This is a genomic window from Streptomyces sp. NPDC006552 (assembly GCF_040611655.1).
GTDB lineage: Bacteria > Actinomycetota > Actinomycetes > Streptomycetales > Streptomycetaceae > Streptomyces.
Genome location: NZ_JBEXOS010000048.1, coordinates 24,962 through 37,251 on the forward strand (window position 1 = coordinate 24,962; position 12,290 = coordinate 37,251).

Genomic DNA, 12,290 nt, shown 5'->3' on the forward strand with positions numbered 1-12,290 from the left:
AGGGTCCGGCCGTAAGCGCATGCGTACGGACATGGTCAACTCGCCGCGAACGTAACCCTTTAGCCGTTTCGCGCACCTGCAAAACACCCTGAAGAAGCGTCGCACGCCCTTGACATGAGGGTGTTGCTTTGCCGACACATCGAGTCGGGAACGGCGGATTGTGTTGCTGCGGAGCGGTGACACGCCATAGAGTCGCCAACCGTCGGCAAGGTGCCACGCTGACCTATCGATAAATGTTCCTGGTCACATCCAAGGAGGTAAGACGACTTGTGAATGAGTCGACATTTACTCCCGGAGGCGGCCAGTCAGGCGGACAGGGAACCGCGGGGCTTCAAGCTGTCGGCTCCGTAGCTGTGCGTACCTTCGCGGCCCACCAGAGCGGCTACCAGAGCAGCCCCGAACAGAAGCCGACGCAGACAGCACACCAGAGCATGGATGGCCATCACGTGAACGCCATGGCCGGCGACCGAAGCGGCGACACACACAGCCACTTCGCCGACTACGACGAACTGTCCCCCGAGGGGCACTTCTACGACCCCGACGCCGAGTACGAGCCGGACCCCGAGTACGCGGCCACGCTCGCCCCGGACGCTGCCCGTCAGCGCCGTGAGCGGGTCGGCCCCACCGGACGCCCGCTGCCGTACTTCCCGATTCCAGGACCGCTGACCGACCACGGCCCGGCGAAGATCATCGCGATGTGCAACCAGAAGGGCGGCGTCGGCAAGACCACGTCGACCATCAACCTGGGTGCCGCGCTCGCCGAGTACGGCCGCCGGGTCCTGCTCGTCGACTTCGACCCGCAGGGCGCCCTCTCGGTGGGCCTGGGTGTGAACCCGATGGAGCTCGACCTCACCGTCTACAACCTGCTCATGGAGCGGGGGATGTCCGCGGACGAGGTGCTGCTCAAGACGGCCGTGCCCAACATGGACCTGCTGCCGAGCAACATCGACCTGTCCGCCGCCGAGGTGCAGCTGGTCAGCGAGGTCGCGCGCGAGTCCACGCTGCAGCGGGCGCTGAAGCCGCTGATGGCCGACTACGACTACATCGTGATCGACTGTCAGCCCTCGCTCGGCCTGCTGACGGTGAACGCGCTGACCGCCGCGCACAAGGTCATAGTGCCGCTGGAGTGCGAGTTCTTCGCGCTGCGCGGGGTGGCCCTGCTGACGGAGACCATCGAGAAGGTGCAGGAGCGGCTCAACCCCGAGCTGGAGCTCGACGGCATCCTCGCCACGATGTACGACTCCCGCACGGTGCACAGCCGTGAGGTCCTGGCCCGCGTGGTCGAGGCCTTCGACGATCACGTCTACCACACGGTCATCGGGCGCACGGTCCGCTTCCCGGAGACCACGGTCGCCGGTGAGCCGATCACCACGTACGCCTCGAACTCCGTCGGTGCCGCGGCCTACCGCCAGCTCGCCAGGGAGGTGCTCGCCCGGTGTCACGCCGAGTGAGTCTGCCGGGGGCCGACGAACTGTTCCGTACGACCGGGGGAATGGCACTTCAGTCGTCGTCGCCGCGACGTCCGGCCGGCGGTGAGCCGCGGGTTCCCGGGCCGGCCGGCGAGAGCGACGAGACGGCCGCCGCGTCGTCCGGCGCGGACGACGAGGACGGCGACAAGGCCGAGGCGGCCACCGGGCCGTCCGCCGAGCACACCGCCGCCGACGCCGAGTCGGAGGCCGGCTCGCGCAGCCGGGGCGCCGCCGACGCGGGCGAGAAGGCGGGCCGCCGCGGTGCGGGCGGGGTGCAGGAAGGTTCTGCCGGCGGACGCGGCTCGACCGCGGCCGCCCGGCGCCGTTCCCGCGCCGCCAACCGGCGGCCCAGCGGACGTGAGCGGCACGACGAGAAGATCACCGTGTACGTCTCCGCCGAGGAGCTGATGGACCTCGAACACGCGCGCCTCGTGCTGCGCGGGGAGCACGGGCTCGCCGTCGACCGCGGCCGCATCGTGCGCGAGGCGGTCGCCGTGGTCCTGGCCGACCTGGAGTCCCGGGGGGACGCGAGCATTCTCGTCCGCCGGCTGCGTGGGCGGTAGCTGCTCCGGCGGTAGCCTCCGGCAGTGATGCCCGTGAACGATTCCTCCCCTCCGCCCGGCCCTGGCGCCCGCCGCCGCGCGCTGGGCCGCGGGGCGGTGCCCCTGGCTCCGCCCCAGGGCGGTGCCGAGGCCCCGCCCGGGTCCGGGGTGGGGGAGAGCCCCGGGCCGGCGCCGACGCCCGTGACCGAGCCCGCCGCCGGGCCCGACGCGGCCGGGGAGGCCGAGCGGGAGGCCGACGCCGAGCCTGTCTCCGGATCTGAGCCCGCCTTCAAGCCCGGTTCCGAAGCCGACCCCGCCGCCCTCGCCGACCCCGTCGGCCCCGCCTCCGAGCCTGCGGTCGGTGCGTCCGGGTCCGATGACGGGCGGTTCACCGTGCGGCTCGCCAACTTCGAGGGGCCCTTCGATCTGCTGTTGCAGCTCATCTCGAAGCACAAGCTGGACGTCACCGAGGTCGCGCTGTCGAAGGTGACCGACGAGTTCATGGCCCACATCCGGGCGATGGGTCCGGACTGGGACCTCGACCAGACCACCGAGTTCCTCGTCGTCGCGGCCACCCTGCTCGATCTGAAGGCCGCCCGGCTGCTGCCCGCCGCCGAGGTGGAGGACGAGGCCGACCTCGCGCTCCTGGAAGCCCGTGACCTGCTGTTCGCGCGGCTGCTCCAGTACCGCGCGTACAAGCGCATCGCCGACATCTTCAGCGGCCGGCTCGACGACGAGGCGCGGCGCCACCCGCGCACCGTAGGGCTGGAGCCGCACCATGCGGAGCTGCTCCCGGACGTCGTCATCAGCATCGGCCCCGAGGGGTTCGCCCGGCTCGCGGTGAAGGCGATGCAGCCCAAGCCGAAGCCGCGGGTCTACGTCGAGCACATCCACGCCCCGCTGGTGAGCGTGCAGGAGCAGGCCGGGCTCGTCGTGGCCCGGCTGCGGGAGCTGGGCCGGGCCAGCTTCCAGGAGCTGGTGGCCGACACCGGGGACACGCTGACCGTGGTGGCGCGGTTCCTGGCGCTCCTGGAGCTGTACCGGGAGAAGGTCGTCGCCCTGGACCAGGAGACCGCGCTCGGGGAGCTGCTCGTGCGCTGGACCGGGGCCGCGGACGCGGCGGAACCCGTGGTGACCGACGAGTTCGACCGGGCGCCCGAGCCGGCGGCCGGGGAGAAGAAGGAGAGTGCGGGATGACGGCGGAGACCGAGGACGCGCAGAGCGGGGTCGCGGCGCTGGCCCTGCGGCCCGCCCTGGAGGCGGTGCTGATGGTCGTCGACGAACCCGCCACCGAGGAGCAGCTCGCCAAGATCCTCCAGCGGCCCCGGCGGGCCGTGGCCGACGCGCTGCGGGAGCTGGCCGACGAGTACACCGTGCAGGGACGCGGCTTCGAGCTGCGGCGGGTCGCCGGGGGCTGGCGGTACTACACCCGGCCCGCGTACGCGGACGCCGTCGAGGGGTTCGTGCTCGACGGGCAGATCGCGCGGCTCACCCAGGCCGCCCTGGAGACCCTGGCGGTCGTCGCGTACCGCCAGCCGGTGAGCCGGTCGCGGGTCTCCGCGGTGCGCGGCGTCAACTGTGACGGGGTCATGCGGACCCTGTTGCAGCGGGGGCTGGTGGCGGAGGCGGGCGCGGAACCCGAAACAGGTGCGATCCTGTACAGGACGACGAACTACTTTCTGGAGCGGATGGGCCTGCGCGGCCTGGACGAGCTGCCGGAACTCGCGCCCTTCCTCCCCGAGGCGGACGCGATCGAGGCGGAGACGCTGGAAGGGGTTCCGTCGTTCGATCCGGACGCACCCGATGCGCCCGGTTCCGAGTACACCCAGCACGCAGACGACTAGACGGAATCTTTGATGCGAAGCAGCAGCGGCAGGAACAGCAGCGGAAACAACGGCGGGAGCCGTGGTGGCAACAGCGGCGGCCGCGGCGGTAGCGGCGGTGGCGCCCGCGGCAACAGCGGCGGCCCCCGCGGCGGTGGTGGCGGAGGCCCCCGTGGCGGTGGCGGAGGCGGCCGGGGCGGCAGCGGCGGCGGTCGCGGCAACTTCCGGGGCGCCGGCAACGACCGCGACGACAGGCAGAGCGGCCCCCGTGACGACCGGCAGGCAGGCCCCGCCCGTCCCAAGAACCCGCGTCCCGAGGAGCGGCGCTACGACGTGGGCCCCGGCGGCTCGCTGGACGGCCCGAAGTCGGGCCGCGGCGCCTCGGCGCGCGGCGGTGCCAAGGGCGGCCCCAAGCGCGGGCAGCAGTCCGGCGGCCGCACGGCCCCCTCGCGCTCCCGCGAGTACGAGACGCGGACCGAGGAGCGCAACCGCGACCGGTACGCGGGCAAGCCGGAGGTGAAGCTCCCCAAGACCTTCCCCGGCGCCGAGCAGGAGGGCGAGCGGCTGCAGAAGGTGCTGGCCCGTGCCGGGTACGGCTCGCGCCGTGCCTGCGAGGAGCTGGTCGAGCAGTCCCGCGTCGAGGTCAACGGCGAGATCGTGCTGGAACAGGGCATGCGCGTCGACACCGACAAGGACGTGATCAAGGTCGACGGGCTGACCGTGGCCACGCAGTCGTACCAGTTCTTCGTCCTGAACAAGCCCGCCGGCGTCGTCTCCACGATGGAGGACAACGAGGGCCGGCAGTGCCTGGGCGACTACACGAACAACCGTGAGACGCGGCTGTTCCACGTCGGGCGGCTCGACACCGAGACCGAGGGTGTCATCCTGCTCACCAACCACGGCGAGCTGGCGCACCGCCTCACCCACCCCAAGTACGGCGTGAAGAAGGTCTACCTCGCGCACATCGTGGGCCCGATCCCGCGCGACCTGGGCAAGCAGCTCAAGGACGGCATCCAGCTGGAGGACGGGTACGCCAAGGCGGACCACTTCCGCGTCGTCGAGCAGACCGGCAAGAACTACCTGGTCGAGGTCACCCTGCACGAGGGGCGCAAGCACATCGTGCGGCGCATGCTCGCCGAGGCCGGGTTCCCCGTCGACAAGCTGGTCCGGGTCGCCTTCGGGCCGATCACGCTCGGCGACCAGAAGTCGGGCTGGCTGCGGCGCCTGTCCAACACCGAGGTCGGCATGCTGATGCAGGAGGTCGACCTGTAGGTCCGGACCTTCCGGGTCCTCCGGGGGCTTGTCCCCGGCAGCCCCCTCCTTTAGAGTCGTTGAGACCAATAAGGAAGGGGGCTGCCGCATGTCTCTGCACGGCTACGACAAACACGCCTACGAGCCCTTCGCCGTCACCGTCGACCTCGCCGTCTTCACGCTCCGCGCCGGCCGGCTGCAGATCCTGCTCGTCGAACGCGGCCAGGAGCCGTACGCGGGCCGCTGGGCGCTGCCGGGCGGGTTCCTCGCGCCCGACGAGTCGGCGGAGAGCGCGGCCCGGCGCGAACTGGCCGAGGAGACCGGGCTGAGCGATGTGGCCGGACTCCACCTGGAGCAGCTGCGCACCTACAGCGAGCCGGACCGCGACCCGCGGATGCGGGTCGTCTCCGTCGCGTTCGCCGCGCTCGTCCCCGACGCCCCGCAGGCCCGCGGGGGCGGGGACGCCGCCCGCGCCGCCTGGCTGCCCTACGAGCCCGGCGCCCGCGGCGCGTACGGGCCGCTCGCTTTCGACCACGCCGCGATCCTCGCCGACGCCCACCGGCGGATCGGCGGCAAGCTGGAGTACACCTGCCTGGCCACCGCGTTCTGCCCGCCCGAGTTCACCCTCGGCGAGCTGCGCCAGGTCTACGAGGTCGTCTGGGGCACCGAGCTCGACCCGGCGAACTTCCGCCGCAAGGTCCTGGCCACCCCCGGCTTCGTCGCGCAGATCCCGGGCGCGTCCCGGCTCACCGGCGGCCGCGGCAAACCCGCCGCCCTCTACCGGGCCGGCGGCGCCACCTCCCTGCTGCCGCCGCTGCTCAAGCCCGCGCCCGACCCTTCGGAAGGAACCCGCTGAGATGACGCCGACGACCACCAACCCCGCGACCGGATCGCTGCTCGGGCTCGCCCTGGGGGACGCGCTCGGCTTCCCGACCGAGTTCAACGACGTACCGGCGATCCTGGCCAAGTGCGGGCCCTGGCGCACGATGGAGCTGCCCGGCCCCGTCGCGTACATCACCGACGACACCCAGATGGCGCTCGCCGTCGCCCGGGGGCTGCTCACCGCCGTGGACCAGGGGCCGCTCACGCCGGAGCGGTTCGAGGGGCCGCTGCGCGCGGAGTTCGTCGCGTGGTACCGGTCACCGGAGAACAACCGCGCGCCCGGCAACACCTGCCTGCGCGCCTGCGACCTGCTCACCGCCCGGGACCGGTCCTGGCAGGACGCGAGCCAGCCGCACTCCAAGGGGTGCGGCGCCAACATGCGGGTCAGCCCGCTCGGACTGCTGCCCGCGCTCAGCGACGAGCAGCGGGCGGGCGCCGCACAGTTGCAGGCCGGGCTGACCCACGGCCACCCCACGGCGCTCGCCGCCTCCGACCTCACCGCGCACGCCGTCCGGCTGCTCGCCGAGGGCGCCGAACCGACCGGGCTCGTCGGCCGCCTGCGCTCCTACGCGTACGAGAACCGCGTGACCTACCACGAGGCGTGGCTCGGCGACCTGTGGCGGCGCGGCGGCGCGGCGAGCCCCGAGGCGTTCATCGCCGCCGGCTGGGACGAGTGCCTCGGCGTCCTCGACCGGCTGCGGGACGCGCTCGCGGCCCCCTCCCCGGAGACCGACCCCTGCCTGGCCACCGGCGCCGGCTGGATCGCCGAGGAGGCGCTCGCCACCGGCCTGCTGTGCTTCCTGCTCTTCGTGGACGAACCGGTGCTCGCCCTGCGCCGCGCCGCCTGCACCTCCGGCGACTCGGACTCGATCGCGGCGCTGACCGGCGCCTTCGCGGGCGCCCACCGCGGGCCGGAGGCCTGGCCGACGGAGTGGGTGGCCCGCATCGAGCACCGTCACGAGCTGCTCGCGTTCGGCGCGCGGTGGGACGCGCCCTGAGCGCGCCCTAAGCGGCGCCCTCCACGGCCGAGGCGCGCCGGGCCCGGACCAGGAAGTCCTCGATCCGGGCCCGGTCCGGCTCCGCCGGGAGCGGGGTGCGCACCGCGGCCTCGTCCGCCTCGGCCGCCAGGCGGGTCATCCGGCGGTCCACCTCCGCCCAGGCCACCTCGCCCCGCTTCACCGCGAGGAGCGGCGCGCGCTCCTCGCCCACGTCGATCGCCAGCTCGCCGGTGCGCAGCAGATCGCGGCAGGACATCAGCAGCCGCAACAGGTGCATCGCGTGCTTCCAGCGCGGCGCGCCATGGGTGCGGACGTCGGCCTCCAGCTTCCTGCGCTGGCCGGCCGCGTACCGCACGAACGTGGTGTGGGCCTGCCGGGAGAGGAAGGCGCCCCGCAGCGAGAGCAGCTCGCGGCCGGTCGCCGTGGCGTGCTCGACGAGCGGGGAGTGCAGGCACTCCAGGACGTTCGGATTGGCGCGCAGCGCCAGCTCGCAGAAGCGCTCCAGCTCCCAGGAGAACTGTTCCGGCGCCGGGCCCTCGACGTGGGCCGGCGGCTTGTCGAACCGCCAGTACAGCGGCGTCGGCGCCAGATAGACGCCGCGGCGGTCCGTGTCGCTCGCCTCCGTGGCCAGGCCGAAGGCGCGCGAACCCATGACGCAGGCGTAGACCATGTGGTCGCGCACCAGGTCCGCGCCGAGCGTGTGCTCCGCTTCCATGCGGGGAGCGTACGGCGTCCCCCGGGCCGGGCCGAGCGAGTTTCCGCGCCCGCGCTCCCGCCCGGCCGTGGACGGCCCGTCTCGACAGACGGGCGCCGCGCGCCGCCGCCCACCGGCGCCACTACGCTGACCATGGCAGACGTATGAACGGATCAAGGAGTGACACCGTGGCGGTACGAGCGGTCCGGGGCGCCGTGCAACTCGAGCGTGACGAGGCCGGGCACATGGACGAGCAGGTCGGCCGGCTGCTCACAGCCGTCCTGGAGCGGAACCGGCTGACCGGCGACGACCTGATCTCCATCTGGTTCACGGCCACCCCTGATCTGCACTGCGACTTCCCGGCGGCCGCCGCCCGCAAGCTCGGTATCGTCGACGTGCCCCTGATCTGCGCCCAGGAACTGGACATCGAAGGCGCCATGCCGCGCGTCGTCCGCATCCTCGCGCACGTCGAGACCGAGCTGCCCCGCGCCGACGTCGCGCACGTCTACCTCGGCACCGCGGCCGCCCTGCGCAAGGACATCGCCCAGTGAGAACCGCACTCGTCATCGGCACCGGCCTCATCGGCACCTCCGCCGCCCTGGCCCTCGTCTCGCGCGGCGTCACCGTGCACCTCGCCGACCACGACACCGCCCAGGCCCGCACCGCCGCCGCGCTCGGCGCCGGGACGGACGCGGCCCCCGAGGGCACGGTCGACCTGTGCGTCGTCGCCGTCCCCCCGGCCCACGTGGCCGCCACCCTCGCCGGCGCCATGCGGGCCGGCGCGGCCCGCGCCTACCTCGACGTCGCCAGCGTCAAGGGCGGCCCGCGCCGCGAGCTGGAGGCCCTCGGTCTCGACCTCACCGCGTACATCGGCACGCACCCGATGAGCGGCCGCGAGCGCAGCGGACCGCTCGCCGCGACCGCCGACCTCTTCGAGGGCCGCCCCTGGGTGCTGACCCCGACCCCGGCCACCGACACCGAGGTCCTGAACGTCGCCCTGGAACTGGTCGCCCTGTGCCGCGCCGTGCCCGTCGTGATGGACGCCGACGCCCACGACCGGGCCGTCGCGCTCGTCTCGCACATGCCGCACCTGGTCTCCAGCATGGTCGCGGCCCGCCTGGAGCACGCGGAGGAGAGCGCGGTACGCCTCTGCGGGCAGGGCATCCGCGACGTGACGCGGATCGCGGCGTCCGAGCCGGGCATGTGGATCGACATCCTCTCCGCGAACCCGGGGCCGGTCGCCGACCTGCTCTCCGCCGTCTCCGCCGACCTCGACGAGACGGTCCAGGCGCTGCGCTCGCTCCAGTCCGGCGACGACGCCAAGCGCCGCTCGGGCGCCGACGGGGTCGAGACCATGCTGCGGCGGGGCAACGCGGGCCAGAGCCGGGTCCCCGGCAAGCACGGCGCCGCCCCGGCCGCGTACGAGATCGTCGCCGTCCTCATCTCCGACCAGCCCGGCGAGCTGGCCCGCATCTTCGCGGACGCGGGCGCCGCCGGCGTCAACGTCGAGGACGTCCGCATCGAGCACGCCACCGGTCAGCAGGCCGGTTTCGTGCAGCTCATGGTGCAGCCCGCCGCGGCCCCGAAACTCGCCGCGTCGCTGCGCGAGCGCGGCTGGTCGATGCGGCAGTAAGAGGCGCTCGCGGGAGCCAGTAACCTTGTGCGGGGCGTCCTCGCGCCCCGCCCTCCTGCCCCGCGCACTCAGAAAGGTGTCCGTCACCGTGGAAACCGCCGCCCCGGCAGCCGTGATCGTCGCCATCGACGGACCCTCCGGCACGGGCAAGTCGAGCACCTCGAAGGCCGTCGCCGCCCAGCTCGGCCTGAGCTACCTCGACACCGGCGCCCAGTACCGGGCGATCACCTGGTGGATGGTGAACAACGGCATCGACCTGACCGACGCCTCCGCGGTCGCCGCGGTCGCGGGCAAGGCCGAGATCGTCTCCGGCACGGACCCGGCCGCGCCCACCATCACCGTCGACGGCACGGACGTGGCGGGTCCGATCCGCACCGGCGAGGTCACCTCCAAGGTCAGCGCGGTCAGCGCGGTCCCCGAGGTGCGCGCCCGCATCACCGAGCTGCAGCGCTCCATCGCGGCCTCGGCCGCGGCGGACGGCCGGGGCATCGTCGTCGAGGGCCGGGACATCGGCACGACCGTGCTGCCTGATGCCGACCTGAAGATCTTCCTCACCGCGTCGCCCGAGGCCCGCGCCGCCCGCCGCTCCGGCGAGCTGAAGGGCGCCGACGTCAAGGCCACGCAGGAGGCCCTGATCAAGCGGGACGCGGCCGACTCGACCCGCAAGACGTCGCCGCTGGCCAAGGCCGGGGACGCCGTCGAGGTGGACACCACCGACCTCACGCTGCAGCAGGTCATCGAGTGCGTCGTCACCCTCGTCGAGGAGAAGCGGGCCGCCAAGTGACCTCCGACAGTCCATCGGGCCCCTCGCGGCGCGGGGCCGAGATCGGCCGGCGCATCGGCGTCGGCCTGATGTACGGGCTGTGGAAGCCCCGCGTCCTCGGCGCCTGGCGGGTGCCGGCCAGCGGCCCGGTGATCTTCGCCGTGAACCACGCGCACAACGTGGACGGCCCCATGGTCATGGGCGTCGCCCCGCGCCCGACGCACTTCCTGATCAAGCAGGAGGCGTTCGTCGGGCCGCTCGGCACCTTCCTCGAAGGCATCGGGCAGGTGAAGGTCGACCGCTCCGGCACCGACCGGACGGCCGTCACCCGGGCGCTGGGCGTCCTCGCCGCGGGCGGGGCGCTCGGCATCTTCCCCGAGGGCACGCGCGGCGACGGCGACTTCGCCTCGCTGCGGGCCGGGCTCGCGTACTTCGCGCTGCGCGGCGGCGCCCCGATCGTCCCGGTCGCCGTGCTGGGAAGCACGGACGGGCGCGGACGGTTGATAAAGAAGCTGCCCCCGCTGCGCAGCCGGGTCGACGTCGTCTTCGGCGACCCCTTCGAGGCGGGCGACGGCAGCGGAGGGCGTACGCGCACCGCGCTCGACGCGGCCACCGTGCGCATCCAGGAGCGGCTCACCACGCACCTGGCGAACGCCAGGCGCCTGACCGGGCGCTGAGCGAGACTTTCAGTAGTGGACCGCGGTCCGCCGCGGAACACCGATCACCACGAATGAACGACGAGGTACGGACTTCATGAACGACCAGATCCAGCCCGAGGGCGACCACCCGGAGTATGAGCACGGGGCGCTCGGCGACGCGGAGTACGCGCAGTTCATGGAGCTCGCCGCCGAGGAGGGCTTCGACGTCGAGGACGTCGAGGGCGCGATCGAGGAGGCGGGCCACGGCCCGCTGCCCGTCCTCGCCGTCGTCGGCCGTCCGAACGTCGGCAAGTCGACCCTGGTGAACCGCATCATCGGCCGCCGCGAGGCCGTCGTCGAGGACAAGCCGGGCGTCACCCGCGACCGCGTCACCTACGAGGCCGAGTGGGCGGGCCGCCGCTTCAAGGTCGTCGACACCGGCGGCTGGGAGCAGGACGTGCTCGGCATCGACGCGTCGGTGGCCGCGCAGGCCGAGTACGCGATCGAGACCGCCGACGCGGTCGTCTTCGTCGTCGACTCCACCGTGGGCGTCACCGACACCGACGAGGCCGTCGTACGGCTGCTGCGCAAGGCCAAGAAGCCCGTGGTGCTCTGCGCCAACAAGGTCGACGGCCCCAGCGGCGAGGCCGACGCCACCGCCCTGTGGTCCCTCGGCATCGGCGAACCGCACCCGGTCTCCTCGCTGCACGGCCGCGGCACCGGCGACATGCTGGACGCCGTCATCGAGGCGCTGCCCGACGCGCCCCCGCAGACCTTCGGCACCGCCGTCGGCGGCCCCCGCCGCATCGCCCTGATCGGCCGCCCGAACGTCGGCAAGTCCTCGCTCCTGAACCAGGTGGCCGACGAGGACCGCGTCGTCGTCAACGAGCTGGCGGGCACCACCCGCGACCCGGTCGACGAGCTGATCGAACTCGGCGGCGTCACCTGGAAGTTCATCGACACGGCGGGCATCCGCAAGCGCGTCCACCTCCAGCAGGGCGCCGACTACTACGCCTCGCTGCGCACCGCCGCCGCCGTCGAGAAGGCGGAGGTCGCGGTCATCCTGATCGACGCCTCCGAGACGATCTCGGTGCAGGACCAGCGGATCGTGACGATGGCGGTCGAGGCGGGCCGCGCGATCGTCGTCGCGTACAACAAGTGGGACACCCTCGACGAGGAGCGCCGCTACTACCTGGAGCGCGAGATCGAGACCGAGCTCGCCCAGATCGCGTGGGCGCCGCGGGTGAACGTGTCGGCGCGCACCGGCCGCCACATGGAGAAGCTGGTCCCGGCGATCGAGACCGCCCTGGCCGGCTGGGAGACCCGGGTACCCACGGGCCGGCTGAACGCGTTCCTCGGCGAGCTGATCGCCGCCCACCCGCACCCGGTCCGCGGCGGCAAGCAGCCCCGCATCCTCTTCGGTACGCAGGCCGGCACCAAGCCGCCGCGGTTCGTGCTCTTCTCCTCCGGGTTCATCGAGCACGGCTACCGGAGGTTCGTGGAGCGGCGTCTGCGCGAGGAGTTCGGGTTCGAGGGGACGCCGATCCACATTTCCGTGCGGGTCCGGGAGAAGCGCGGACGCAAGAAGTAGCCGGAC

13 protein-coding genes are annotated in these 12,290 nt (G+C 73.1%); 12 read left to right on the forward strand and 1 reads right to left on the reverse strand.

Annotated elements, in window-relative coordinates; translation table 11 throughout:
• The first annotated feature begins 269 nt into the window (after window positions 1-269).
• The 7 genes from ABZY33_RS24985 (at window position 270) to ABZY33_RS25015 (ending at window position 6,965) form a co-directional block, all read left to right on the forward strand.
• A complete protein-coding gene (locus ABZY33_RS24985) occupies window positions 270-1,451 on the forward strand; it encodes a ParA family protein (RefSeq protein WP_356493887.1) in 1,182 nt (393 codons plus the stop codon).
• 41 nt (window positions 1,452-1,492) lie between these two features.
• Window positions 1,493-2,032, forward strand: a complete 540-nt coding sequence (locus tag ABZY33_RS24990; RefSeq protein WP_356493888.1) for a hypothetical protein — start codon at window positions 1,493-1,495, stop codon at window positions 2,030-2,032.
• Window positions 2,033-2,059: 27 nt separating this feature from the next.
• Window positions 2,060-3,208 (forward strand): segregation/condensation protein A, encoded by a 1,149-nt coding sequence (locus ABZY33_RS24995; protein WP_356493889.1) that lies wholly within the window; start codon window positions 2,060-2,062, stop codon window positions 3,206-3,208.
• Window positions 3,205-3,855: an SMC-Scp complex subunit ScpB gene (gene scpB / locus ABZY33_RS25000; protein ID WP_356493890.1), complete on the forward strand. Its 651-nt coding sequence runs from the start codon at window positions 3,205-3,207 to the stop codon at window positions 3,853-3,855. Before ABZY33_RS24995 ends, scpB begins: the two co-directional genes overlap by 4 nt.
• A 12-nt stretch (window positions 3,856-3,867) precedes the next feature.
• Window positions 3,868-5,106: a pseudouridine synthase gene (locus tag ABZY33_RS25005; protein ID WP_356493891.1), complete on the forward strand. Its 1,239-nt coding sequence runs from the start codon at window positions 3,868-3,870 to the stop codon at window positions 5,104-5,106.
• An 88-nt stretch (window positions 5,107-5,194) separates the two neighbouring features.
• A complete protein-coding gene (locus ABZY33_RS25010) occupies window positions 5,195-5,941 on the forward strand; it encodes an NUDIX domain-containing protein (RefSeq protein WP_356493892.1) in 747 nt (248 codons plus the stop codon).
• Between the two features lies 1 nt (window position 5,942).
• Window positions 5,943-6,965: an ADP-ribosylglycohydrolase family protein gene (locus tag ABZY33_RS25015; protein ID WP_356493893.1), complete on the forward strand. Its 1,023-nt coding sequence runs from the start codon at window positions 5,943-5,945 to the stop codon at window positions 6,963-6,965.
• 7 nt (window positions 6,966-6,972) lie between these two features.
• Here the strand turns inward: ABZY33_RS25015 and ABZY33_RS25020 are convergent, their stop codons facing one another.
• Window positions 6,973-7,680 (reverse strand): nucleotidyltransferase domain-containing protein, encoded by a 708-nt coding sequence (locus tag ABZY33_RS25020; protein ID WP_356493894.1) that lies wholly within the window; start codon window positions 7,678-7,680, stop codon window positions 6,973-6,975.
• 167 nt (window positions 7,681-7,847) lie between these two features.
• Here ABZY33_RS25020 and aroH point away from each other — a divergent pair, with 167 nt between their 5' ends.
• The 5 genes from aroH (at window position 7,848) to der (ending at window position 12,284) form a co-directional block, all read left to right on the forward strand.
• Window positions 7,848-8,210 (forward strand): chorismate mutase, encoded by a 363-nt coding sequence (gene aroH / locus ABZY33_RS25025; RefSeq protein WP_356493895.1) that lies wholly within the window; start codon window positions 7,848-7,850, stop codon window positions 8,208-8,210.
• Complete coding sequence (locus ABZY33_RS25030) at window positions 8,207-9,292, forward strand: prephenate dehydrogenase (RefSeq protein ID WP_356493896.1); 1,086 nt, start codon at window positions 8,207-8,209, stop codon at window positions 9,290-9,292. The genes aroH and ABZY33_RS25030 overlap by 4 nt, the downstream gene beginning before the upstream one ends.
• An 88-nt stretch (window positions 9,293-9,380) precedes the next feature.
• Window positions 9,381-10,076: a (d)CMP kinase gene (gene cmk / locus ABZY33_RS25035; RefSeq protein ID WP_356493897.1), complete on the forward strand. Its 696-nt coding sequence runs from the start codon at window positions 9,381-9,383 to the stop codon at window positions 10,074-10,076.
• Window positions 10,034-10,732 (forward strand): lysophospholipid acyltransferase family protein, encoded by a 699-nt coding sequence (locus ABZY33_RS25040; RefSeq protein WP_356493898.1) that lies wholly within the window; start codon window positions 10,034-10,036, stop codon window positions 10,730-10,732. Before cmk ends, ABZY33_RS25040 begins: the two co-directional genes overlap by 43 nt.
• A 76-nt stretch (window positions 10,733-10,808) precedes the next feature.
• Window positions 10,809-12,284: a ribosome biogenesis GTPase Der gene (der, locus tag ABZY33_RS25045; RefSeq protein WP_356493899.1), complete on the forward strand. Its 1,476-nt coding sequence runs from the start codon at window positions 10,809-10,811 to the stop codon at window positions 12,282-12,284.
• The last annotated feature ends 6 nt before the right edge of the window (window positions 12,285-12,290 follow it).